General features: G+C 43.6%; 24 protein-coding genes. 2 read left to right on the top strand and 22 right to left on the bottom strand.

Annotated elements, in window-relative coordinates; translation table 11 throughout:
• Nucleotides 1–52 precede the first annotated feature (52 nt).
• From rsmI to VMW39_02310, 12 genes are all read right to left on the bottom strand, one after another.
• Entirely contained in the window at nucleotides 53–712 is a 660-nt protein-coding gene (rsmI, locus tag VMW39_02255) for a 16S rRNA (cytidine(1402)-2'-O)-methyltransferase (GenBank protein HUW22839.1), read from the bottom strand.
• Nucleotides 709–1,548 (bottom strand): NAD+ synthase, encoded by an 840-nt coding sequence (locus VMW39_02260; protein ID HUW22840.1) that lies wholly within the window; start codon nucleotides 1,546–1,548, stop codon nucleotides 709–711. Before VMW39_02260 ends, rsmI begins: the two co-directional genes overlap by 4 nt.
• Complete coding sequence (locus VMW39_02265; protein HUW22841.1) at nucleotides 1,549–2,778, bottom strand: HD-GYP domain-containing protein; 1,230 nt, start codon at nucleotides 2,776–2,778, stop codon at nucleotides 1,549–1,551. It abuts the gene before it with no gap.
• Nucleotides 2,779–2,793: 15 nt separating this feature from the next.
• Nucleotides 2,794–3,414, bottom strand: a complete 621-nt coding sequence (locus VMW39_02270; GenBank protein ID HUW22842.1) for a V-type ATP synthase subunit D — start codon at nucleotides 3,412–3,414, stop codon at nucleotides 2,794–2,796.
• Nucleotides 3,415–3,416: 2 nt separating this feature from the next.
• Nucleotides 3,417–4,817, bottom strand: a complete 1,401-nt coding sequence (locus tag VMW39_02275) for a V-type ATP synthase subunit B (protein ID HUW22843.1) — start codon at nucleotides 4,815–4,817, stop codon at nucleotides 3,417–3,419.
• A gap of 236 nt (nucleotides 4,818–5,053) precedes the next feature.
• Complete coding sequence (locus VMW39_02280; protein ID HUW22844.1) at nucleotides 5,054–6,802, bottom strand: V-type ATP synthase subunit A; 1,749 nt, start codon at nucleotides 6,800–6,802, stop codon at nucleotides 5,054–5,056.
• Nucleotides 6,803–6,847: 45 nt separating this feature from the next.
• Nucleotides 6,848–7,153, bottom strand: coding sequence for a V-type ATP synthase subunit F (locus VMW39_02285; protein ID HUW22845.1), 306 nt, complete (start codon nucleotides 7,151–7,153; stop codon nucleotides 6,848–6,850).
• 23 nt (nucleotides 7,154–7,176) lie between these two features.
• On the bottom strand, nucleotides 7,177–8,190 hold the full coding sequence (locus tag VMW39_02290) for a V-type ATP synthase subunit C (protein HUW22846.1): 1,014 nt from the start codon (nucleotides 8,188–8,190) through the stop codon (nucleotides 7,177–7,179).
• Nucleotides 8,191–8,282: 92 nt separating this feature from the next.
• Nucleotides 8,283–8,879, bottom strand: a complete 597-nt coding sequence (locus VMW39_02295) for a V-type ATP synthase subunit E family protein (GenBank protein HUW22847.1) — start codon at nucleotides 8,877–8,879, stop codon at nucleotides 8,283–8,285.
• A 56-nt stretch (nucleotides 8,880–8,935) separates the two neighbouring features.
• Nucleotides 8,936–9,412, bottom strand: coding sequence for a V-type ATP synthase subunit K (locus VMW39_02300; GenBank protein HUW22848.1), 477 nt, complete (start codon nucleotides 9,410–9,412; stop codon nucleotides 8,936–8,938).
• 183 nt (nucleotides 9,413–9,595) lie between these two features.
• Entirely contained in the window at nucleotides 9,596–11,587 is a 1,992-nt protein-coding gene (locus VMW39_02305; protein ID HUW22849.1) for a V-type ATP synthase subunit I, read from the bottom strand.
• Between the two features lies 1 nt (nucleotide 11,588).
• Nucleotides 11,589–11,909 carry a hypothetical protein gene (locus VMW39_02310; GenBank protein HUW22850.1) on the bottom strand — a complete coding sequence of 107 codons (321 nt, stop codon included), beginning with the start codon at nucleotides 11,907–11,909 and terminating at the stop codon, nucleotides 11,589–11,591.
• Nucleotides 11,910–12,241: 332 nt separating this feature from the next.
• Here VMW39_02310 and VMW39_02315 point away from each other — a divergent pair, with 332 nt between their 5' ends.
• Both VMW39_02315 and VMW39_02320 read left to right on the top strand, forming a co-directional pair.
• Entirely contained in the window at nucleotides 12,242–12,748 is a 507-nt protein-coding gene (locus tag VMW39_02315) for a nucleoside-diphosphate kinase (protein ID HUW22851.1), read from the top strand.
• 67 nt (nucleotides 12,749–12,815) lie between these two features.
• Nucleotides 12,816–14,057 (top strand): homocitrate synthase, encoded by a 1,242-nt coding sequence (locus VMW39_02320; GenBank protein ID HUW22852.1) that lies wholly within the window; start codon nucleotides 12,816–12,818, stop codon nucleotides 14,055–14,057.
• Nucleotides 14,058–14,081: 24 nt separating this feature from the next.
• Here the strand turns inward: VMW39_02320 and VMW39_02325 are convergent, their stop codons facing one another.
• From VMW39_02325 to VMW39_02370, 10 genes are all read right to left on the bottom strand, one after another.
• The gene (locus VMW39_02325; GenBank protein HUW22853.1) at nucleotides 14,082–15,935 is read right to left on the bottom strand and encodes a phosphoenolpyruvate carboxykinase (GTP); all 1,854 of its coding nucleotides are present in this window, start codon (nucleotides 15,933–15,935) and stop codon (nucleotides 14,082–14,084) included.
• 14 nt (nucleotides 15,936–15,949) lie between these two features.
• Entirely contained in the window at nucleotides 15,950–16,882 is a 933-nt protein-coding gene (locus VMW39_02330; protein ID HUW22854.1) for a CsgG/HfaB family protein, read from the bottom strand.
• A gap of 41 nt (nucleotides 16,883–16,923) precedes the next feature.
• Complete coding sequence (locus VMW39_02335; protein ID HUW22855.1) at nucleotides 16,924–17,535, bottom strand: hypothetical protein; 612 nt, start codon at nucleotides 17,533–17,535, stop codon at nucleotides 16,924–16,926.
• Nucleotides 17,536–17,641: 106 nt separating this feature from the next.
• Nucleotides 17,642–18,361, bottom strand: a complete 720-nt coding sequence (locus VMW39_02340) for a hypothetical protein (protein HUW22856.1) — start codon at nucleotides 18,359–18,361, stop codon at nucleotides 17,642–17,644.
• 21 nt (nucleotides 18,362–18,382) lie between these two features.
• Nucleotides 18,383–19,261, bottom strand: coding sequence for a ParB/RepB/Spo0J family partition protein (locus VMW39_02345; protein ID HUW22857.1), 879 nt, complete (start codon nucleotides 19,259–19,261; stop codon nucleotides 18,383–18,385).
• 19 nt (nucleotides 19,262–19,280) lie between these two features.
• The gene (locus VMW39_02350; protein HUW22858.1) at nucleotides 19,281–20,072 is read right to left on the bottom strand and encodes an AAA family ATPase; all 792 of its coding nucleotides are present in this window, start codon (nucleotides 20,070–20,072) and stop codon (nucleotides 19,281–19,283) included.
• 156 nt (nucleotides 20,073–20,228) lie between these two features.
• The gene (rsmG, locus tag VMW39_02355) at nucleotides 20,229–20,969 is read right to left on the bottom strand and encodes a 16S rRNA (guanine(527)-N(7))-methyltransferase RsmG (GenBank protein ID HUW22859.1); all 741 of its coding nucleotides are present in this window, start codon (nucleotides 20,967–20,969) and stop codon (nucleotides 20,229–20,231) included.
• 146 nt (nucleotides 20,970–21,115) lie between these two features.
• Nucleotides 21,116–22,039, bottom strand: coding sequence for a patatin-like phospholipase family protein (locus VMW39_02360; GenBank protein HUW22860.1), 924 nt, complete (start codon nucleotides 22,037–22,039; stop codon nucleotides 21,116–21,118).
• A 333-nt stretch (nucleotides 22,040–22,372) separates the two neighbouring features.
• Complete coding sequence (locus VMW39_02365; protein HUW22861.1) at nucleotides 22,373–22,852, bottom strand: NAD(P)H-dependent oxidoreductase; 480 nt, start codon at nucleotides 22,850–22,852, stop codon at nucleotides 22,373–22,375.
• 15 nt (nucleotides 22,853–22,867) lie between these two features.
• Nucleotides 22,868–23,320 (bottom strand): hypothetical protein, encoded by a 453-nt coding sequence (locus VMW39_02370; GenBank protein ID HUW22862.1) that lies wholly within the window; start codon nucleotides 23,318–23,320, stop codon nucleotides 22,868–22,870.
• Between the last annotated feature and the right edge of the window lie 14 nt (nucleotides 23,321–23,334).

Genomic DNA, 23,334 nt, shown 5'->3' on the forward strand with positions numbered 1-23,334 from the left:
TTATACCTGAAATTTCTCCGAATATCAACCCGTAATAGCAATTTGAGTCTTCTCATTTATGGAGGAGAATTATTACCTCACCTTTTACTTTTCTTCCCTTAAGTAGAGTCAATACCTGGTCAATGCTTCCCCTGATGACTTCTTCAAACTTCTTGGTTAATTCCCGGGCGATAACTACATTCACCTCACCAAAATTTTCCTTGACAGCCTCCAGAGTAGCCACTATCCTGTTTGGCGATTCATAAAAAATAACTGTCTTTTCAAAATTAAATAGTTCTTTTAGCCGTTTTGTTAATTTTCCTTTCTTACGGGGTAAAAAGCCCGTAAAGATGAATCCATCAGTGGGCAGGCCTGAGACTACCAGTGCGGATATAGCAGCGCAGGGGCCAGGAATTGACTGGATAATAATTCCCTTCTCTATTGCTTTCTTTATGAGAGGATAACCAGGGTCAGAAATTCCGGGCGTTCCTGCTTCTGATACTATAGCAACATTCTTGCCTCTATTCAGGGTGTCAATTAGATAATCTGCTTTACTTTCTCTGCCGTAATAGCTGGTGAGGGGAGTGTGAATACCATAATGGCTTAATAATTTTCTGGTCTTTCTTGTATCTTCAGCTGCAATTAAATCGACTTCCTTGAGAATACGCAGTGCTCTCAAGGTTACATCTTCCAGATTCCCAATGGGAGTGGCCACAACATAGAGTATACTCATAATCCTTGCCTTATCCTGGCAACTGGGGGTAGCCTCCTTTTGTGCTTTGAATTCTTAACAAAATTCTTGACTTTCTCGATATTTTCTATGGAAAAGCCAAGAGTTAGTAATTTCTTAATACTATATTTTTTCTCCAACATACAATATAACATTTTATCCAGCTCATCGTAACTGATGCCCAGTTCTCCTTCATCGGTCTGCCCCGGCCATAAGCCTGCCGATGGACGCCTGTTTATAATGGGCTCAGGAACCCCGAGATATCTCGCCAGTTGCCTCACCTGGGTCTTGTAAAGGTCGCCCAGTGGTTCCAGGTCGACTCCTCCGTCGCCATATTTGGTAAAATAGCCCATACTTAGCTCCGTCTTATTGCTTGTCCCCAGTACCAAACCCCTCAAGGATAATGCCCAGTCGTAAAGTATAGACATCCTCTCCCGCGCCATCTTGTTTCCCCTCCTCACGTATTCCAGTGTTTTAACCTGGGAAGCATCACTTCCCGGGAGAGCATGATGGGGAATCCTTTTATAAGAAAATTTCATGAAATATTCTTCAATCATAGGGTCAATTTTAATTATCTGTGAATTTATCCCCAGCTTTCTAACAATGAGCCGGGCATCCTTTACGCTCTCCGACTGGTAAGATCTGTAAGGTAGAATTAAAGCATACACATCGTGAGGGTCTCCCAGTGCCTCCACCGCCAGGTAAGCAACGACTGTTGAATCGATTCCACCAGAAAGGCCTAAGACCGCTCGCTGGAATTCACTATTCTCTATTCTCTTTCTAATAAATTCTACTAAAACTTTTTTTACTCGCCTGCAGTTAATTGCCGGGTTTTCCACTTATAGCCCTTCCTTTTCTAATTCTCCTCTGTCCAGTAGTCTCAAGAAAGCTTCAACTACCCGGGGATCGAATTTTTTTCCACTCTCTTTCTCCAATTCTTCTCTGGCCTTTTTCCTGGTCAACGCTTTGCGGTAGGGCCGGTCGGAGGTCATGGCATCGAAAGCATCAGCGACACTAATGATCCTCGCACCTAAGGGAATCGCTTCGCCTCTCAGTCCCTCCAGATAGCCCTTGCCGTCAAAACGTTCATGATGGTAAAGAATTAACGGAGCAATTCCATTTAAGAACTTAACGGGAGTTATAATGCTTTCCCCAATTAAAGGATGCATTTTGACAATCTCGTATTCTGTCCCCGAGAGTGCACCTTTTTTCGTCAGGATTGATTCCTGAATACCAATCTTTCCAATGTCATGAATGAGAGCAGAATACTCAATGTTTCTAATTGCGCTCTCGGAGAGGTTCATCTCTCTGGCAATCTTCACCGCATATCTTGTCACTCTATCCGAATGGCCTTTGGTATAAGGGTCTTTGGCATCAATAGCTCGCGCCAGAGTCTGAATTGTTCCCAGATAGGTGTCTTGCATATGTTTATAGAGCTCTGCATTCTCAATAGTCCTTGCTGATTGTTCGGCTAAAATGGTTAGTAACCTTAAGTCTTTTTCATCAAACTTCTGTTTCGACTCTTTGTTGTTTATATTTAAAACGCCAATTACCCTATTTTGAACCTTTAGGGGAACGGAAACAAAAGACTTAGAGGTATATTTTTCATTGCTCTCCTTCAAAAAACGCGTATCGGTTTCTATATTTTCACAAAGAATCGGCTCTCCTTCCTCAACTATTTTCCCGGCAATGCCTTTTCCGATGGGAATATGGATGTTTTTCACCAATTCCTCAGGCAGACCTCTTGCTGCAACAATCTCCAGCATGTTTGTCTCCTTGTCTATTAACATTAGAGAGCCTATTTCCGTTCTCAAAAGTCGTGTTGCGTTGATGACAATCAATTTCGCTAAGCGGTCTATTTCCACTATTCCACTGGTGGCTACACCGAATTCATGAATTCCCAACAGGAACGACACGAGGATTCCCAGGTCTTCCGTATGTTCTTCTATTTCGTCTTCTGCCTCCTGCAACATGACTCGTAACTTTCTTTCTTTGCTATATTTTGCGATTATATAGACTATGGCTGCAACTAAAACCAGAATTGTTACCAGCGTTAGGAAAAATTCCATGCCATCCGCCTATTTTTAATGTCTTCTAACTATATCCTTGATCTTCATCAGTCTGGTAATATTACTTCTTTCCAGTTCCTCCAGTTTCATGGTTATATAAGTGATAGTTTCAAGTATATTGGGAATCAATATATGCTCCAGAGCATTGACTCTCCGCCTGGTCCGTTCAATCTCATAAGAGAGCATCTCCACCCTTTTTCCTTTTTCCGCAAGTTCCACCATCCTGGGTATTAGTTCTCTGTACCTCTTTAATGCCCCGTCCAGCTCCATAGAGGTAGTGAAGAGTCCATAAGAAAAGTAGTCACCCATCATCCTGAGCTCATAACTGGGAACCCTGAGATTTAGAAGAGGAACATAAGTGACTTCAAGATTAGTCTCCAGCTGACTGGCCATTAACGCTTCCTCCAAAAACTCTCTTCCCATAGTTGAGCGGGCAATAAGGAAAGATCCATAGGCCTCGAAGAGTCCTTTGTCAACCGCAAGGCGAAGATTCTTAATCTCCTCTATCAGCGATAAGAAATTACGCATCAGTTCATCCTGTTTATCCTTGAGCAACCTGTGTCCCCGACGGGCAAGGATTAACCTCTTCTTCAATTTTAGAAGTTCCATCCTTGTGGGATTGACAGTAAGCCTCATACTTACTCCCCTTCAACTCTTTCCATATACTTCCGTATCTGGTCTTCCTTCACCCTCTTCAGTTCTTCCCTGGGCAGCATTTTTAGAAGCTCCCAGCCAATATCCAGGGTTTTCTCTAAACTCCTCTCCTCGTATTCTCCCTGAGTAACAAACTTTTTCTCATATTCATCAGCAAACTGAGAAAATGTCCTGTCTGTTTCCGAGAGAGCAGCCTCTCCCAGGATTATTGCCAGTTCCTTTGCTTCCTTTCCCCGGGCGTAGGCAGCAAACAGTTGAGAAGTTACGTCTCCATGGTCTTCCCTTGTTTTGCCTTCTCCAATTCCCTTCTCTTTTAACCTGGATAGGGAGGGAAGAACATCTATTGGCGGGGAAATGCCCTTTCTGTGCAGCTCTCTGGATAGGATTATCTGACCCTCGGTGATATAGCCTGTCAAATCGGGAATGGGGTGGGTCTTATCATCTTCGGGCATAGTTAAGATAGGCATTAAGGTAATTGAGCCTTTTTTGTCTTTTATTCTTCCCGCTCTCTCATAGATTGTTGCCAGGTCAGTGTACATATAACCAGGATATCCTCTACGTCCAGGAACCTCTTTTCTGGCAGCCGATACTTCTCGAAGGGCGTCGCAATAATTGGTCATATCACTCAGGATTACCACCACATGCATGTCCTTGCGAAAAGCCAGATATTCAGCAGCAGTCAAAGCCACGCGGGGAGTAGCCAACCTCTCTATCGCCGGGTCATCGGCGAGATTGATGAATAGCACTGCTCTTTCGATTGCTCCTGTCTTCTTGAAATCTGTAATGAAAAAATTGGCTTCTTCAAAGGTAATCCCCATTGCTCCAAAGACAACAGCAAACTTCTCTTCAACATCAGTGCCTTTCTCAGTGGAAATGACCTTTGCCTGCCGGGCAATCTGTGCGGCAAGCTCATTGTGGGGAAGCCCGGAGCCGGAGAAGATTGGTAGTTTCTGACCTCTTACCAGTGTATTCATTCCGTCTATTGCACAAATACCGGTTTGAATGAATTCTGAAGGGTAGTTGCGGGCGTCGGGGTTGATTGGCCTGCCATTTATATCTTCTCTACTCTCGGCAAGTATAGCTGGCCCTCCATCAATGGGACTTCCCAATCCATCAAAAATTCTTCCCAGTATATCCATGGAGACAGCAAGCTCCACCCTTCTCTCCAGGAACCTCACCCGGGACTCTGCAAGATTTAGACCTGTGGTACCCTCAAAGAGCTGGATGAGAACCTTGCCCCCATCTACTTCCAGCACTCTTCCCCTTCTTACCTCTCCACTGGCAAGAGTAATCTCCGCTATCTCATCGTATTTAACTCCCGCAGTGTCCTCCACGAGAATTAAAGGTCCGGCAATGCTGGAAACTGTAAGATACTCCCTCTGCATAAAATTCCTCTCTATACCTAAGATTAAAAGATAGTTTGTGAAGAGTACTCTTGATGCGAGGGGATTTAGTGTAGCGAGCATTAGAATTTTTAGCCAAAAATCGAAGATTAGAGTTTATCCGAAACTGACCGAAGGGAATTTCGGAAAACTCCTGAGATTTTTGGCGGTGCTCAAAGAGCAAAAAATTCTCAGCGAGCGAACCAAATCCCGAGCATATTTCCTAAGCGATGAACAAACTATCTTTTAATCTCCTTTTCCATCTCTTCTTCTATCAGGTCAAATTTTTCCTCTTCTTTTTCGTCAATGAATTTCATCCGGGATATTCTTTCTTTCGCCTTGAGCTTCGCCAGCTCGGAAAATTCCACGCCCTCCTCCAGTAACTTTTGGGAGAGATGGAAAAGTTTGATTATAACTTTAAGCATTCGGTACTGCTTCTTTACTCCCGTATAAGCATCCTGCGGGTCAAAAGCATGCTGATGGAGAAAATCTTCTCTTATAGACTTTGCCGTATCTAAAATTAATCTATCTTCAGGAGAGAGCGCTTCCAATCCCACCAACCTTACCAGCTCTTCCAGAGATGATTCCTCCTGAAGGATGCGCATCGCTTCTGAGCGCAGCTGGAGATAATCTTTAGCCACTTCTTTAGCTAAGTATTCCTCAATATTATCCAGATAGAGCGAATAACTGTTCAGCCAATTGATTGCCGGAAAGTGGCGCTGATAGGCAAGTTTATCTTCCAGACTCCAGAAGACTTTTACCATGCGCAGAGTTGCCTGAACCACCGGGTCGGAAAGGTCGCCGCCAGGGGGAGAAACAGCGCCGATTATGGACAGGGAGCCTTCTCTCTGATGCTGCCCTTGACAGATAACTCTGCCAGAGCGTTCATAAAACCCGGCTACCCGGCTAGCCAAATAGGCAGGATAACCTTCCTCTCCAGGCATCTCTTCAAGTCTTCCCGACATCTCCCTCATCGCCTCTGCCCAGCGGGAGGTTGAATCTGCCATAATAGCTACCTTATATCCCATATCCCGGAAATATTCCCCGATTGTAGCCCCGGTATAAACAGATGCTTCTCGGGCAGCTACCGGCATATTGGAAGTATTGGCAATCAGGACAGTCCTCTTCATCAAAGGCTCTCCCGTGCGGGGATCTTTTAACCTGGGCATTTCCATCAAAACATCGCACATCTCATTTCCCCTCTCACCACAGCCAACATAAATAATGATATCTGCGTCTGACCACTTAGCGAGCTGGTGGAGAACTACAGTCTTCCCGCTTCCGAAAGGACCAGGAATACAGGCAGTGCCACCTTTAGTTATGGGGAAGAAAGTATCTATTACCCTTGTTCCTGTGTAAAGAGGGGTATTGGGAGGGAGTTTCTCTTTATAGGGCCTTTCCCGTCTGACAGGCCACCTCTGAAGCATACTCAAAGAGACTGGAGAGCGAGAATGGGAAGGCCGAACCCGGGCAATGGTCTCTTCTACGTTAAATTCTCCCTTAAGAATCTCCACAACTTCTCCTTCAACCTCCGGAGGCACCATTATCTTATGTACTATCAGAGTAGTCTCCTGAACTTCTCCAATTATATCACCGGAGATAACATTGTCTCCCTTCTTAACCAGGGGTTTGAACTTCCATCTCTTTTCCCGGTCAATTCCAGAGATGTGGAGTCCTCTGGCAATATAATCTCCAGCCTTCTCTCTTATTTTGTCCAGAGGCCTTTGAATTCCATCATAAATAGAAGACATTAATCCGGGAGCTAACTCCACTGATAGCGGCCCACCTGTGGATACAACAGGCTCTCCGGGCCCCAACCCGGCAGTCTCTTCGTATACCTGGATAGAGACCCTGTTCTCCTTCAACTCAATCACTTCACCAATCAACCCGGGAGTGCCCACGCGCATCACCTCATACATTTTCACTCCCGGCAGTCCTTCAGCAACCACCAGAGGACCTGATACTTTTACAATTTTACCTTTAACCATCTTCTGTCTCCAAAGGAGTCGTCACTCTCAACCCTCACCCTGTTGCTATTTAAATATATCTGCTCCCACCGCCCTAATAGCTATCTTTCTTAACTTCGCCAGACCTAACTTTTTCTCTTCAATACCAGGAATAATAGTAATATCCACTTTTGCCATCAGTGAGACTTCGTCAATCTTCTCCAGAAGAGCTTCGGCAAAAGTCTCTGTTATGTAGACCAGTGAATAGTCTCCTTTGCTAATCTCATCGAGCGCTCCGGCTGCCTGGGAAGTGTCGCCGACAGGAAAGGTAGAGAAACCGACTCCCTTAAAACCCCAGACGAAATCTCTCTCCCCGATTATTGCGACTTTCATTTCTCTTCCCTCTTGCCTCAAACCTAATGGCTGCGACTACCGATATAGACCTCTCTCAGTCTCCCCTTGATTGATTCCGGAGACAATTTATTAAACTTGCCTACTATGGCAGTCCTGAGATTCTTAACTTCCATCTCCTTAGCCACAAGATAGCCAATTAATGGTTCAATACCGAAGCTTATGTATTTTGCTCTTTTCACGAAGTTCAACAGGTAATCATCAAATAACTTTTCCAAAAAAGAGAAGCTTCCGCTTTTCTTCCAGTGTTCAATCCCGCTCTTCAATATTTCGTAATAATCTTTGAATCTCAGACTATCGACAAAGCTCTCCAGAGAACCCGCAAACAATTTTAAGAAGTGCTCTCTCTCTAAGACCCCTCCCGAAATCAAGCGATTCCTTAGGGCGTCTCTCCCCTTAGTCATCTCCTTCAGTCTCAAGAAAGTTCTGATATTGGCCAGGTCAATCTGAATCAAAAATAGTCTCTCCAGAAATTCACACTTTGCCCGACGCGATACCTGAAGAGAGTGAGAAAAATATATCTCGTCGAGGATAGTATTGATCAGTTGAATATTCTTTTCAGAACTATAGATTCCCTCTATCTTCTCCAGGGCTCCTGCCAAAAGTGGAGGCAGCCTGAAAAAATTACTAGTTCTCACTGCTTCTGTAAGCTCTTCGCGATTAACTTTGGAGGGAGTCAGGTAGTATTCGTCCTCTCGGGGAGCTACGTACTTTTTTTTAAAAGCAACCTTGATATTATGGAAGTCGTTTCGTAAAATGAATAAGTCCGTTATCTCGGGATCCTGTGTCAGCTCAGAAATCAAGCCATAAACACTTTCCATCTGGCGGGAGAGATGCAAGTCGAAATCCTCCTCCCTCTTGACCAATGCCAGCCCCTCTCGATAATCTGTATCGCTCAAACCCTTGAGCGCCTCTTCAACATTTTCCGCCTCAAGAATACTTAACAGCTTATGAAGATCGAGCAGTCTTACTTCCCTTGCCCTTATCTTTCCCACCGCATAAGCATAACGATTATCCATATGAACTCCACCAGTAAACGATAATTGGTAGTCGCAACCTTTAGGTTGCGTTAATACGCAGGCTGAAGCCTGCGACTACCTTTTGAAGAGTTTTATGTAAACAGGAGTTTTATGACTTCGTCTTCTGTCTTCTCCCGTAAAGACCTCAATATGTTATCCCAGGAGTTACTTATCTCTATCTTTCCCCATTTCAGAATAAATCCATCAGCAATAGACGCTGGCTCAGAAGATAGTTTCAGTTTACCCTTTTTACCAGCTCTTATCAATTCAGCGTTTACGCTGTTAATCAACTTCTGATCTATTTTCTTCCTATCATTTTTGCCAACAACTACCAACTCTTCACCCGTCTGGCAACTCTCCAGCATAATTCTGTTTACCAACTCTCGATAATCTCTGCCGTTCAAATTCCTTATTCTCTTCTCTACTTCCCGGTAAACCTCTGCCAAAATTCTCTGCTTCTCCCCTAGTATACGCTTGCGTGACTCTAAAGAGGCTAAGGTCACAATTCTTTCCCCACCCTTGCGGGCATTCTCTATCCCTTCCCGGGTGAGCTCACCAACCACCCTTTCTGCTTCTCGTTTGCCCTCCTCGATTATCCGGGAAGCTCGGGACTCTGCTTCGTCGATAATTTTTCTTATCTGTTCATCACTATCGTGGATAATCTTCTCAAGAATTTTTTCAAGAGGCATAAGATTTCCTCAAAAATTACAGGAGAGCTTTTATTGTCCACCATTAATAAATGGCGTCAACTTCCCAGGCGAATCCCTGTAAGGAGAAAGAAAGAAGTTACCAGTCCCAAAAGTGCGTATGTTTCTACTAAAGCTGCATAAATTAATGCTCTCATTTCTGCTCCCGGCTGTTTTGCTGCTACCCCTATTCCAGCAGCACAAACCTTTCCCTGATGAATAGCCGAAATCAGCCCAGAAAAAGCAATGGGCATACAGGCGCCAAAAATTTGCAGGCCTTGAGATAAGCTAATAACCGGAACTTGCCCAACCAGAAGACCCAATTTGATAATAACCAAAAACCCGACCACGAAACCATAGAACCCTTGAGTTCCTGGAAGCGCTACCAGTAGAAACATCCTGCCGAATTTCTCCGGACTCTCGGATAGGACACCATTTGCCGCCTGACCAGCCAACCCTACGCCTATACTGGAACCAATGCCAGCCATAAATACTGCCATCGCTCCACCAATAATAGCCACTACCAATCCTTCCATCTCCACCCCCTAGTAAACAAAATATGAGCCTTTGACGGCACCGCTTGCGGTGCGTTAGGAGTAGCAGCACCGCTTGCGGTACGTTAGGAGTAGCAGAGCCGCTTGCGGTACGTTAGGAGTAGCAGAGCTTGCTCTGCGATAACTAATCGCGAGACAAGTCTCGCTACTCCAGCTCTGCAGCTACTAACTCCTGAGAACTGTATATCTTCTCTCCTCGGCAAAAGGTCTGAAGACATCCCCTCCGCCTTGAAAAAACTTCATAAAAAATTCAAGATACTGTAACCGGGAAGTGTGAACATATGCCCCAAATGCATTCATTGCCAAATTAAATAGATGTGCCGGAACAAAGAGAACAATTGCTAATAGAAGTCCGACGTAGGGGATTTCCGAAATGAGAGAGAAAATTTCATTAATCGCAGAAGCCAGAAGACCCGTGGTTAAACCCAAGGCGAAGAGCCTCAGATAAGAAAGTATATCGGCTAACGAATTCCCGGTTACTACCCCGTACCAGCCAAACCAGCACCAGAAGAGTTTAAACAGCACTCCTTTGTTTGTAGTCCACTGATTATAAAATATTGCTAAGCTGCTAAGAGAAAATAGTCCCACACTGATTATCACCAGAACCGGTATGGAAGGTAGAACCTTGAATAGGTAGATGGCTATAAGGAGGGGAAGCGAAACTTGTACCCCCAGGGCGGGCATCTCTCTAAAGAAAGCATTCTGCCAGTCCTTATCCTTTATCTCTCTCAACAATCTTATAGTCACTCCCGTCCACACCTGAATAAAGCCCAGAGCTATCGCCAATACTAAAAAAAGGAGTGAATTTTCTATGGGGTCGAAAACAACGACTGCCCCCTTCATACTTTTCAGGAAATTGAAACTCTCCGGTAATTTATCAATCATATTCCCAAACCAGCCACCAGTCACCGTACCCCAAAAAATAGAAGCCAGACCTCCATAACCGATTAAACGGAAAAAACGCCTCCCCATCGGTCCCATCTTTAATTTCTTCAGAGCGAGCCAGGAAAATACCGCCAGAACTATACCATATCCTGCATCAGTAATACAGAGACCGAAGAAGAGGGCAAAGAATGGTGCCATATAGGGGGTAGGATCGATACTTCCATATACGGGGCGACCAAAAAGGTCTGTAACAACTTCAAAGGGCTGAATTGCTCTACTATTTTCCAGAATCACAGGCACTTTCTCGCCCTTGCCGGGAGGAGAAACTGTTATTTCTATCTCGGGATATTTCTCTTCTAAAGTTTTCTTTACCCGGCCCACCCTGCTTTCCTGAATCCAACCGGAAAGGAAAAAGGAGACCCTTGTCCGGGCTAAAAAATCTCCTGCTTTCTCCTTCTTCTGGAGATTATAATAGTGGTCGTGTACAGCCATAAGCTGGGCCTTGTAACGCAATAGAGAAGAGGCTTCCCTGTTCAGTTCTTTTTTCCTGTTTTCCGCTTCTCCTATCTCCCTTTCAATCTGGATAAGAAACTCCTCAGGCGAATGGTTCACTTGAGGCAAAAGAGTTTCGTAAAATTCGTACTTCTTTAGAAGAGGAATGATATTATCTTTCTCTTCTTTTAGAAAAATAAGCACCATATATACAGAAGTTTTGTCTCGTCTGACTTCACACCAGTAACTCGTTGATGAACTCTTCTCCAGTTCGCTTGAGAACTTTTTATAATTTTTCACAGGAACGATTCCCGGAACCACTCGAGTCTTATCTGTATCCACAAGGTCAGACAAGTTTAACAATAAATCTCTCCAGGGAATTAAGACGGTCTTCTCCTCGCTAAGTCTTTTCTTTTCCACCTCTAATTCGCGAAATTCTTCTTCCAGATTCTTACACTGGGAGTAAACTTCATCCAATCTGAAAGTCTCTAAAATGTTAGACAATTCAGCTCGGTCCAGAACTAACTTTTCTTGAGTTAACCCTTCCAGAAATGCGGACTTCTCCTGGAAACTGGCGAGAAACTCGAGGAGGTATTGAATTTTTCTCAATCTGTCTTCAAAAATCGACTCCTGCCTCGATTCCATAAAATAGTCCTGGGTAAGCTCTTTCCGCAGGTCATTAATCTCCATAACTCCCCATTTGTGGAGGAGTGCGAGCACGTTTTCCCGTATTGAATTATGTCCTATTATCTGAATTTTTTTAATCTTAGAAATTGCCATTCTATTTTAGTTGAATTCCCATCTCCCGGAGTATTCGACTCAGTGACTTGTGGAAGCGGGGTTTTACTTTCTCTTTCAGTTTCTTTATCTCTTCTTTTTCTTTATCAGCAATTTTCTTGCTTTCTCTTCGAGCATCTTCCTCCGCTTGCCTAGCCAGCTCTTCCATTGTCTCCTGTGTCTCTTTCCTGGCTTGAACGATTAGTTCTATTTTTCTGTTCAACGCATCCTGAATTATAGCTTCTGTCTGAAGACGTGCCTGTTCCAGCTTCTTTTGACAATTCTTTTCCACTTCTTTTATTTTTTTAATTGCCTGAGTGACCATTTTATTTGATGAAGTTAAAATTAAAAAGACCCCTTCTTCAGAGGCTGTTTTGGAGTAGCGAAACTTGTTTCGCGATAATAACGCAGAGCAAGCTCTGCTACTCCACGCAGGCTGTAGCCGCAACCTTTAGGGTGCGTTTATATAACGCTCCGATGAATCGGAGCTACTCCTCTCCAAAATAGGGAATTAATAGATTATAAAAATTGGTAAATTCTGAATATCTATAGTAGAATATAATAAATTAACCTTTAAAGTCAAGAATTTTCTTGACATTTTGGTTTACTTTTTAGTATAAAACAGATACAATTATAGAGGAAAATGGAGAAAATGGATTGATTCAGCAGACTTTAGTTCTCATAAAGCCGGATGGCTTAAAGAAGTCTTTAACCGGTAATATTCTAACCCGCCTCTCGGAAACAAAGTTGGAGATCGCTGCAGCTAAAATTGTCCATGTCAGCCGAGAGTTGGCTGAAGAACATTACTGCCACATGAAAAAGAAGCCATTCTTCGAAGAACTTATCAAATATATCCAGGGAGAACTCCACAAAAGGCGAAAAGTTCTGGCTATGGTTTATCATGGAGAAAACGCCATAAAAAAAGTTAGACAGCTTGCTGGTGCCACCAATCCTGAGGAGGCTGATCCTATCTCCATAAGGGGTGCTTACGGACGCATCACCACCAGTGGCATTTATGAAAACGTAATCCATACCTCTACGAATGAAGCAGAAGCTGAGAGGGAAATAAAGCTCTGGTTTGAACCGGACGAAATAATATACAAACTGTATCCCGTTGAGGAGGCAACTGTTAAAAACCTCAAGAAGAGAGTGTGGAAGAAGTAATTTGAGTTTTCAATAGAGACGCCGCCTTATTTTCAGCTCTGGCGTTTTGTCTAAGAAAGGGAAACAATTGGCTAAAAATAAGATTTACATTATTGACGTAACTAATAGAGACGGTGTGCAGACTGCCATGCTCGGTTTGGCCAAGTTAGAGAAGACGATGATCAATATCTATCTCAACGAAATGGGTATCTATCAGAGCGAGTTTGGCTTTCCCGCAACTCGCCACGAGACCAGTTATCTCAATGCCAATCTGGAACTGGCGGAAATGGGAGTGCTCAAACCGATAATCCTTTCCGGCTGGATTAGAGCAATCAAGAAAGACGTGGAAGATGCTACTCGACTAACCAGAGTAAAACATCTGAATCTCTCCATCTCCACTTCCCATCAGATGGTGCGGGGCAAATTCGAAGGTAGGAAGGGAAGGGAAGACATCCTTAAAATGATGACTGAAGCCTGCGATAGTGCTAAAGAAAAGGGAATGGAAACATTTGGCGTCAATGCCGAGGACGCATCCCGCACTGACGAGGAATATTTAGTCAGGTTCGCCCAGTCAGCAAAGGAACACGGCGCCTGTCGCATCCGTTATTGTGACACCTTAGGGTATGATGACCCCTTCAGTATATATGAAAAGGTCAAACTCTTAGCTGAAGAAGTCAAATTACCAGTTGAACTACACTGCCATAACGACCTGGGAATGGCAGTAGCTTGCTCAGTGGCTGGGGCCAAAGCTGCCATCGATGGTGGAGTAGATGCCTACATCAATACTACTATTAATGGAATGGGAGAAAGGTGTGGAAATGCTGACCTTATTTCTGTAATTTTAGCTATTAAGAAATCGAGTGGTCTGGAAAATAGATACATTTTAGGCCAGAGAGTAGATGTCTCTTGTGCCTGGAAGATCGCTAAATATGCCTCATATGCATTTGGTGTTCCCATTCCCATCAACCAGCCAGCAGTGGGCGCAAATGCCTTTGCTCACGAGTCAGGGATACATGCTGATGGCGCATTAAAGGACCGCAGAAATTACGAACTTTATGACTTCGAAGAACTGGGCCGGGGAGAGCCGGAAATAATAGAGACGGGAAGACAGATCACTGCCGGCGAGTATAGCGGGATTAAGGGATTCAGGAATGTCTACGGAAAATTAGAGGTAAAATTTAAGGACGATAAAGAAGCAAGAAAAATCCTGGAACTTGTCCGTTACGCCAATGTGCACACCCAGAAGCCTCTCACCGCCGGGGAGCTTCGCTTTATAGCCAAATATCCGGAACAGGCGAGGAAGATATTGACAGTTGTGCCCCTGGGATAAAGATACGCTGGAGGATAAATTCTTCTATTTCTTATTTTTTACTTTGTTTAGCCTCTGTTTCTGTTCTTCCAGAACTTTAAATACTATGTCCGGCGTATCAGGAACCTTCTTTTTATAAATATTAATTAACCTATCAATCTTAGCCAGGTTTTCTTTAACCCTCAAAACGAACTGTTCCCTGTAACTTTCTTGAGAGTAATCCTTGTTAAGAATCTCCTTAAAAAGTCTTTTGAGGTCCTGATACTTTGGTATTAGACCAGTGGGAGTTTCCACGGCTTCCACTTCCTTATGGACACGTAGCTCCATCCACTTAAGCCAGACCTTCTTGTCACACTTGCTATTCAAAAAGTTTCCCTGCGCATCTTTAAGAAAATAGTTCACGGAAAAGATAGTAGGGGGATTTTTTAACCCCTTGCCAAAGTTCAGATTATCCTGTACGTACCTGGCAATAGGTATAGAAAGAAAATCTAAGTTGGCCATGGGATTATGTATCCTGACACCTTCTTTACCTAAGGTTGCCGCGGTAGTCTCTGATTCCAGACCGGCGCCTTTGGTTATTATACCGTGTACCCAGTCGAAGGATTCTTCCACAGGGACCCACGTATCGTGGTCCCTGCCTCCGTATACAATTCCTTCTATAACTACTCCTTCCCGATTGTCTATTTGCGCATCCATATTCTTAAGAAGCTTCAACTCAACGGTAAAGCGGGCATTGGGATGTGATGGATTTATCTCACGACCTTTAGCATCTTTTTTACCCGGTCTCCATTCTCCCGAATAATTAATCCCCCGCGGGGGAATTTCTCCATCCTTGCCAATCCAGTAAGTGTCACCTTCTTCAGTCACCAGAACATTGGAGAATATTATCTGGCCCGGACTGTTCAGTACTCCCCATAATACAGGGTCGTCTACTGAATTCACGTTCTGAATTATGCCAAAAATTCCATTTTCCACATTGACTGCGCGAACCATACCGTCTTTATTTCTGAGATAAGCTATGTCATCTCCCACTACCGTCTCATTTTCTAATAATGCGGTAGCCGTTTTCCCGCAAAGAGAAGGAAAAGCACCAGTAAAGTAAGTAACCCTGTTATTGGGCCCGTGCACTCCCATAATAAACATATGCTCTGTCAACCAGCCTTCCTTTGACGCCAAAGTTATGCTCAGGCGCATAGCCAGCTTTTTTAATCCTATTGTATTGCCCCCATACTGGGTATTCATACTATATACGATGTCTTCTTCAGTATCAATGTATATCCTGCGTTTTTCGATATTCTTACTCACATTATTTTCCAGCTCTCCTTCTGAATGGACGAACTTGAAGAACCTTTCAGAAGGACCCAATCTAACGAATTCTTCATAACCTCCCCGGTAGAGCAACTGCTCACTATGGCCAACATAGGCCGAATCAGTAAGCTGGACGCAAGGTATGGAGAACTCAGAACCACAAGGACCCAGACAGAAGAAAAGCACGTATAACTTATGCCCTTTCATAATATCTTTAAGAATCGTATTAATCTCTTTAAGTCCCTCCTGTTTATCAATTAGATTCAAATTTGGACCTAAATCGGCACCTTTAGATAAAAGGTACTTAGTGTTCTTTTTGTCTCTTGCCTGGTCATAATATCCATCAAAGTGAACGGTCTGTCCAGGCACAGCAAGCATCCTCTCTTCACCAGTTCTTATTGCTTCCTGCTCGATATATATTCTGTCTTCCGCTGAGTCAGTGCAGATAAAAACAGTATCAGGATTGCATAGTTCTATATACTTGGCAACGAATTGCAGAAGTTTGGGATTCTCTATCCTGGCAAGTTTGCCAAAGTCTTTTTCACTTAATCTGGTTTTAAATAAGTTTGTTGTATCCTTTGTTGTATCCATGGTAATTATGACTGTCAGGGTATCCTCACCACGTCACCCCGCTGGAAGCCTTCTCCTTCCATAATTGTAGCGATAGCATACTTCTTATCTGCTTTTCCTATCTTTATCTTACCTGCATAACTCTCTTCGGCGCCCAGGCTAAGTCCTGTCTCCGGGTCGATCAACTCCTCTCCGACTCTGTACACCTCAAAGACCTCTCCTTTTTTGACCCCGGCCTCTGTTCCCACATTAATATATACGTTACCGTCACTCACCTTGACTATACTGGCCTGCCAGGGAACTGTTTCCATTCTATCCACAATTGCATTTACAATCTCATCTATACACCCGCGGGTTGCCTTGCCCAACGGAGTCTTAGTAGAGAACCCACCACCCAGGATGTTGCCAGTCCCAAGAACGCCAGCCAAGACGACACCGACAGACCTTGCCTTAGCCTCTTTGGTTGTGGCTTCTAAAATTACTCCCGTTGTTGCATCGTACATACGGATATCACAGGCAACATAAGCACTGGTCGTGGTGAGGCCAGCTCCTGTCTTCTTTTTCAGAAGAACTCCCCCCACTCCTCCCCGGCTGACTTTTTCCTCAAACTCAGTAACCGCTCCCCTCACCAGAACCTGAGCACCCAGTATGTCGCCAATTTTTGCTGCTGTCTCTTTTCTCACTCTTCCTGCCTCACCTAAATCCTGTTCCTTAATCATATCGCTAATCGCCTTTCTTTCCACAACAACGAACTCTCCCGTTTCGTGTAAGGCGGTAATAAGCATCTCCGCCATCCCTGAACCAATCTTCCTGTGGGCACGCGGGACCTTCACTTCAAAATCAATAACAGCAATTCTCTTTTTCGGACCTTTGTACTTTTCAGCATAAGGCCTCACCCCGGTTTGAGCACAGCCCATAAGGAAGACCAGTGACAGGATTATAGACTCCTTTAAAAATTTTTTTACCATATCCACTCCTTTTCTGTCTCTGGTTGTTTAAACTATATTACCTATTGAGAAAGCTTCTTCAGAATTTGGGTAGCTATTTCTTCTACTCTTTTATTGTTTTCTGCTTTAGCCCCATCCTTGACGCTCTTCAAAGCCCCATCCCTCCACTCAATGTATTCTTCTTCGGCGATTTCAACTAACTTGTAGCAGTTATAGAAGTACTCTACTCCCTTATCGGTCGGCCTTTCCACTTTTTCGTAATAGGTTTCTTTTGGTTTTATACCATGCATCTGATAAATATCCATCATTTTCCCCACAGTCTCGGTCAAAAGCTCGCTTAACTCAGCATCACTAATACCCAATTCACGGGCAGCATCACTGAACTCTCTCTGAACCTTGCTCTTCATACCGGTGATAATATTCTTGATTACTTCTCCCCTGGCCTTACGGAGAGCCAGAGAGAAATCGGCTTGCCCCTCCACCCCGCCACTAAAGGAAAACATGCCCTCCTGAATAGATATTGGTGTGAATATCCACTCCGGCCTAAACTCCTGACTCCTCTCAACTATTCTTTCCTCGCGAATTATTGCGGGACGTTTCCCGGGACCAGCGCATCCTCCGGTTAAAATTGGGACCAAAAACAAAATTAAACAACAAAAGATTACTCTTCTCATAAATTCCTCCTTAAAAATGTGGCTCTGGTAAAAGTTGTCAGTAGTGTAGCCCTTTATGGGCATAAAACCCCTGGGCGACCATAAAGGTCGCCCCTACGCGACCAATCTATTCGATATACGAAATAACTACATTAACCCCGCCTCTTTCGTTCTCCACCAGACTAACAGTGTAGTCTTTACCTTCCTTAGAGAAAAAGAGCTGTCCAATATCAGCACCTGGCCAATAATCGGCCTTCACCAACCCATAGCCTTCCCCCTCCATCTCGCTTAAATAGAAGGTTACAACTCTATCCATAGAATCGGAGGTAATAAAATTGAGGGTGGACACATTGTCCTGGCTAGAGGTTCTTACTTCCTTCGCTTCTATATATACAGGAATTCCTTTCACATCTTTTCTGATTTTTCTCTTTGGAGAGGTAAATTCCTTTTCCTTTAGTGCGCCAGGAACTTTTCTCTTTATCCACACACTATCTTTTTCTTTTATAACCTTATGGGTCAGAATAGAAAAACGGTCAACAACCCAGGTCTTTAAAGGAAATCTTTTGGCCATCAGATACCAGCCAGCAAAGAATAGAACGACTAAAATAGAAAAGGTCTTTACTATAAAATTTATCTTCTTCCTTAAAGAGCTCTTGACCTTCTTGGGAATTTCAAATTCTCCTTCCCCTAGAAACTTTTCCTGGGGAGTTTCTTTCTCCTCTTCTTTCTTTTCCTCTTTCTTTTCAATCTCGGAGATTTTAGATAGAACTTCACCAACGAGAGGGTGGTATAATTTTACCTCTTTCTTTTTAGATTTGTCATCACGCTTTGGCTCTTCTTCGACCATTTACAACCTCCCAGAACACTATCAGCTTTTTAATAGTTCAACTATCCTTTCCAAATCTTCCAGAGAATAGTATTCGATTTCTATCTTACCCCGAACTTTCCCTCCTTCTCCCGGAGAAAACCTGCCAGAACCAGTAGACTTAATCCTCACTTTCGTCCCCAGAATTCTCTGGAGTTCTTCCTCCAGTTCAACGACCTCGGGACTTTTCTCTTTCCGGGCAACTCTTTTTCCCGAGGGAGTCCGTTTGACTCTCAATCTTTCTACAATATCTTCTGTTTCACGTACTGTCAACTTTTCCTTGAGTATCTTCCTGGCCAAGTCTATTCGTTTCTCCTCCTCTGCGATAGAGAGGAGCACCCGGGCATGTCCGGCAGATATAAGTTTACGGGAAACGAACTCTTTAATCTCCTCAGGCAAATTGATAAGTCTCAAAATATTGGCAACCGTTGACCTGGTCTTTCCTAAATGGTCGGCCAATTCCTGCTGGGTTAAATTGAACTCCTTCATCAACCTCTCAAAAGCTGTAGCTTCTTCTATGGAATTCAGATCCTCTCTCTGGATATTCTCAATTAGAGATATCTCGAACATCTCTCTATCAGTAACTCTCTTGACCACTGCTGGAATCTCTTTCAACTCTGCCATTTTGGCTGCCCACCAGCGCCTCTCTCCGGCTACCAGTTGGTAGTTCTCTCCTGAGGGAGAAACAATTATCGGTTGAACTACACCCTTTCTCTTTATAGAATTCGCTAACTCCTTTAACTTTCCCTGGTCGAATTGCATCCTGGACTGGTATTTATTAGGTTTTATCTTATTAATATCAATACTTACAACTTCCACGGGAGCTACCCGGGATACCTTGGGAATTAGTGCTTCTATGCCCTTACCCAGTGCTTTACGCATTCCTATTACCTCCCCAAACTCAACTCTCTGACTCCTCTTCTATTTCCACTCCGTTCCTCTTCAGGAACTCTCGAGTCAATGAAAGGTACGACTGTGCACCTTTCGAATCTTTACTATATAGAATAACAGGTTTCCCAAAACCCGGAGCCTCAGCCAGCCGCACATTTCTGGGAATTTTTGTCTGATAGACCGCCTGTTTAAAGAACTTACTTACTTCCTCAACTACCTGGGAAGAGAGGTTGACTCGGCCATCAAACATAGTTAAAAGAACCCCTTCGATCTGCAATCTGGGATTCAAATTCTCTCTTACCAGCCTCAATGTATTCATTAGTTGGCCAAGACCTTCCAGAGCATAATATTCACACTGGATGGGAATAATTACTGAATGGGCTGCGGTCAGCGAGTTAATTGTGAGAAGCCCCAGGGAAGGTGGGCAATCGAGGAGAATATACTTGTAGAGGTTACCCAATCCATTGAGTGCTCTCTTTAGCCTTGTCTCCCGGGAGATAAGTCCCACGAGCTCCACTTCTGCTCCAATCAAATCTACATTTGCTGGGACTAAATCGAGCCAGTCAATCTCAGTGGAAACGAGGATATTTTCAATCGAGGCTTTTTCCAAAAGCACTTCATAGATAGTATGTTTAACTTTATCCTTTTCCATCCCCAGACCACTCGTAGTATTTGACTGAGAATCCATATCGATAAGGAGTGTCTCCTGCCCATAATGTGCCAGGCAGCTAGAGAGGTTAATAGCCGTTGTGGTCTTCCCCACTCCTCCCTTCTGATTTGCAATTGCCACAATCTTTGCCATAAGATACTCCTGCTACAAATGTCATCGCGAGCGACTGAAAGGAGCGTGGCAATCTCCTTATGAACTACGAGATTGCTTCACTTCGTTCGCAATGACAGAAAAAGTATTGTTTTAAAAATATTAGCAAAAAAATTAAAAATATACAATACAAAAAATTTATCTAATCGGCCTTTTGGCCGGCACTCCTGGCCTCCGCGGATAATCTTCCGGCGTCTTCTCCACCTTATCCATCACTACCAGATTTCTCTCTAATTCTTCTCCTCTCAATGGTAACTTATAAGGTATAACCTTATTTATTCTCCCGCCCAGAACTTCTATCGCTTTACCTGCTTTCTGGAGTTCACCCTTAATCTCTCGACCCTTTTGGGAAATGAAAATCCCTCCAACCCTAACGAAAGGGAGACAGTATTCAGCAAGGATAGCTAAATTACTAACTGCCCTGGATACCGCTAGATCATACTTCTCCCTGTACTCCCCATTCCTTCCGTATTCTTCCGCTCTTCCGTGAATTACCTCTAAACTCCTTTCAAAACCCAGTTTACCAGAGATATAACGCATGAATTCTACCTTTTTCATTGTCGCCTCAAGCAAAGTTAGCTCGAATCTTGGCTGATAAATCTTTAGCGGTATCCCGGGAAATCCTGCTCCTGAACCGATATCTATAATTTTTCTTATCTTTTGATAAATTTTAGATGGAACTCCTAACAGGCAGAAGAGAGAATCTATAAAATGTTTAACTAAAACCTCTTCCTCTCCATTTATGGCAGTGAGATTAACCTTTCTGTTCCATTCCTGGAGTTCTTGCAAAAATAGGAGGAACTTTCCTATCTGGTCCTTATTGAGCTCTATCCCTGCTTGTTTAGCTCTTTTTTGCAACGAGGTAGCTAACCCATCCATAAGAGTTCCCTTGGAGACATCCACCATATGAGGCAGAGCGAAGCTCTCTAGCTACAATATTTGAAAGATAGTAATGTGGAGTCCCCCGATGAAATCGGGAGTCGATTACATCCCTCCCTTTCGGGAGGACTCCAGACCTTTCTACATTAGCCTGGTGGTTCCCAGAGCCTCTTCCACAGGGTTCCCACTCTTCTTTTCCTCATTAATTTATAGATTTCTCTTAGTTTAGCTCTGGTAGACTCTTCCCCTTTCTTTATACAATATTCTAACTTCTTAAAATTTACCCAGTGAATATTACCCACCTCCGGCTTTATCACCAGATCCGCCCTTCTCAACCGAAGTTCATTAAGAAATAATCTAGAGATATAGCTAGTCCTGAGAATAACGTCCAACCCTGTTTTCATCTCCTGAGGATTACTACGCGGGAAAGACCCATGCACATCCACACCTACCACTAAATCGGCCCCCAATCTGAAAGCAACGTCCACGGGGACCAGGTTCACCGCACCTCCATCGACCAATCTCCTGCCCTCCCATTTCAAGGGCGGGAAGAGGCCAGGAATGGTGATGCTTGCCCGAACCGCCTCTCTCAAAGGCCCCTTAGTAAAACAGAACTCTCTATTGGAAGTTAGGTCAGTACTGACACAAGCAAAGGGAATCCTTAAATCTCCTATATTCTTATCTGGCAGAATACTATTTATTATTGTCTTTATTCTCTTCTCACTAACCAGAGCAAGCTTTACTAAACTCAGGTTATAAATCAACTTCCACTTTGCATAAGAGACAATCTTTTTAATGGGTTTTGAGCCTTCTTCTCCTATCTCATCCTTTAAGAATTCGAGCCTGGCTCGTTTGTATTCACTGCTCTCCAAAAATTCTAAACCTTTCTTCTCAATAGAAGAAGCATTATACCCACAGGCATAGAGCGCCCCGATTAGGGCCCCTGAGCTGGTGCCGGCAATAACATCGATGGATATTCCCTCATCCTCCAGAACCTTCAACACCCCTATGTGCGCCAGCCCCCTTGCTCCTCCGCCACCCAGGGCTAAACCGAACCTCAATTTTCGCATATATTTTCCTTATACAAAATGAGCGCCCCTTAAATTGTTTCACGTGAAACAATTTTCCAGCAAAAAGGGGTCAAAAAGGGACCTCAAAAAAGGGCTCTGACCCCTTCTTTTTCCCCTCTTTTCCAAACCTCAATTTTCGCATATATTTTCCTTATGCGAAATAAGAGCTCCTAAATTGTTTCACGTGAAACAATTTTCCAGCAAAAAGGGGTCAAAAAGGGACCTGACCCCTTTTTTCCTACCTACATTGACGCGGAGCTTTGCTCCGCTACTCCTTTCAGAAACCATTACGGGCATAAAGCCCTACACTACCAATTCTTTTTGTCCTCTTTTCTAAGTTTTCCACAATTTTGTCAGTTCGACTCCAGCCCTGAAGAGGTATTTCTTTCCCCTGAGCCACGTCTTTACCGAACCGACTCCTACTACTTTTCCTCCTTTTGCTTCCACTTTGCCCTTTAAAATATCGATAGCCCGGTGATATCCCACTCCTCTTGAGGTAACAAATATAATTACCTTTTTATCCATAAGATTACAGGTCTGGAGAAACGCGTTAAGGGCAGGAGTGGGACTGTATGCCCAAACAGGTGTACCCAATATAATCAGTCCATATTTGCTTAGATCAAAACCTGAAGGAGCCACTTCAGTGTTTAAGCCAAGGTGGGCGTCCCGCACCCCTCTGAGGAAACCAAAAGGCCCCCTTCTCTTCTTAAGATCTCTTATCTCCACTAAGTCTCCACCCAGTTCCTGTTGAAGTTTCTCTGCTAAAAATCTTGTCTTCCCCGTCCGGGAATAGTAGAGAATCACGCTTTTCATTCTGGATTACTCCCATTAGTTTATTTCGTTAGAAATCTTCTTATCCCCTATTGCTTCTCCTTCCACTACTCTCCATGTACCATCATCCTCTTTTATTAGAGAAAGCTTAAAAAATTCCCTCCCTTTAAGGTAACCAAATTCTCTATGGGAAGCTTCAATGACAATGAATAGATAGAGATCACATCTTTTACCCTCGAACTTCTTCCTCTTTCTTAAAATATCAACCTTAAAATCACCAAACCCTTTAAGGAAATCTTCTACTTTAATCTTTAGACCATGGTAATCGTTCCCATATCTATCTTTATAATCTCTGGAAACGTAATTAAACGCCCCCTCAAACTTCTTCTCCTCTATCAGTTGCTTTGCTTCCTTAATGGATCGTTCAACCAACCAGCGATCTTTGATGAATGAATCGTATACAATGAACAGAATAGCAAGGACAATAAGGAGGACAATGAGTCTCTTCATTCCACTCTGACCCT

It is taken from the genome of bacterium (assembly GCA_035530055.1).
In the GTDB taxonomy this organism is placed as follows: domain Bacteria; phylum UBA6262; class WVXT01; order WVXT01; family WVXT01; genus WVXT01.

Coding starts and splice junctions, on each gene's coding strand:
- VMW39_02310 (HUW22850.1), bottom strand. CDS start 11,909: ATGGTCACTCAGGCAATTAAAAAAATAAAAGAAGTGGAAAAGAATTGT.
- VMW39_02335 (HUW22855.1), bottom strand. CDS start 17,535: ATGAGAAGAGTAATCTTTTGTTGTTTAATTTTGTTTTTGGTCCCAATT.
- rsmG (HUW22859.1), bottom strand. CDS start 20,969: ATGGATGGGTTAGCTACCTCGTTGCAAAAAAGAGCTAAACAAGCAGGG.
- VMW39_02265 (HUW22841.1), bottom strand. CDS start 2,778: ATGGAATTTTTCCTAACGCTGGTAACAATTCTGGTTTTAGTTGCAGCC.
- VMW39_02300 (HUW22848.1), bottom strand. CDS start 9,412: ATGGAAGGATTGGTAGTGGCTATTATTGGTGGAGCGATGGCAGTATTT.
- VMW39_02340 (HUW22856.1), bottom strand. CDS start 18,361: ATGGTCGAAGAAGAGCCAAAGCGTGATGACAAATCTAAAAAGAAAGAG.
- VMW39_02350 (HUW22858.1), bottom strand. CDS start 20,072: ATGGCAAAGATTGTGGCAATTGCAAATCAGAAGGGAGGAGTGGGGAAG.
- VMW39_02290 (HUW22846.1), bottom strand. CDS start 8,190: ATGGATAATCGTTATGCTTATGCGGTGGGAAAGATAAGGGCAAGGGAA.
- VMW39_02360 (HUW22860.1), bottom strand. CDS start 22,039: ATGCGAAAATTGAGGTTCGGTTTAGCCCTGGGTGGCGGAGGAGCAAGG.
- VMW39_02270 (HUW22842.1), bottom strand. CDS start 3,414: ATGAGGCTTACTGTCAATCCCACAAGGATGGAACTTCTAAAATTGAAG.
- VMW39_02305 (HUW22849.1), bottom strand. CDS start 11,587: ATGGCAATTTCTAAGATTAAAAAAATTCAGATAATAGGACATAATTCA.
- VMW39_02295 (HUW22847.1), bottom strand. CDS start 8,879: ATGCCTCTTGAAAAAATTCTTGAGAAGATTATCCACGATAGTGATGAA.
- VMW39_02370 (HUW22862.1), bottom strand. CDS start 23,320: ATGAAGAGACTCATTGTCCTCCTTATTGTCCTTGCTATTCTGTTCATT.
- VMW39_02285 (HUW22845.1), bottom strand. CDS start 7,153: ATGAAAGTCGCAATAATCGGGGAGAGAGATTTCGTCTGGGGTTTTAAG.
- VMW39_02275 (HUW22843.1), bottom strand. CDS start 4,817: ATGCAGAGGGAGTATCTTACAGTTTCCAGCATTGCCGGACCTTTAATT.
- rsmI (HUW22839.1), bottom strand. CDS start 712: ATGAGTATACTCTATGTTGTGGCCACTCCCATTGGGAATCTGGAAGAT.
- VMW39_02345 (HUW22857.1), bottom strand. CDS start 19,261: ATGCGTAAAGCACTGGGTAAGGGCATAGAAGCACTAATTCCCAAGGTA.
- VMW39_02330 (HUW22854.1), bottom strand. CDS start 16,882: ATGGTAAAAAAATTTTTAAAGGAGTCTATAATCCTGTCACTGGTCTTC.
- VMW39_02365 (HUW22861.1), bottom strand. CDS start 22,852: ATGAAAAGCGTGATTCTCTACTATTCCCGGACGGGGAAGACAAGATTT.
- VMW39_02325 (HUW22853.1), bottom strand. CDS start 15,935: ATGGATACAACAAAGGATACAACAAACTTATTTAAAACCAGATTAAGT.
- VMW39_02280 (HUW22844.1), bottom strand. CDS start 6,802: ATGGTTAAAGGTAAAATTGTAAAAGTATCAGGTCCTCTGGTGGTTGCT.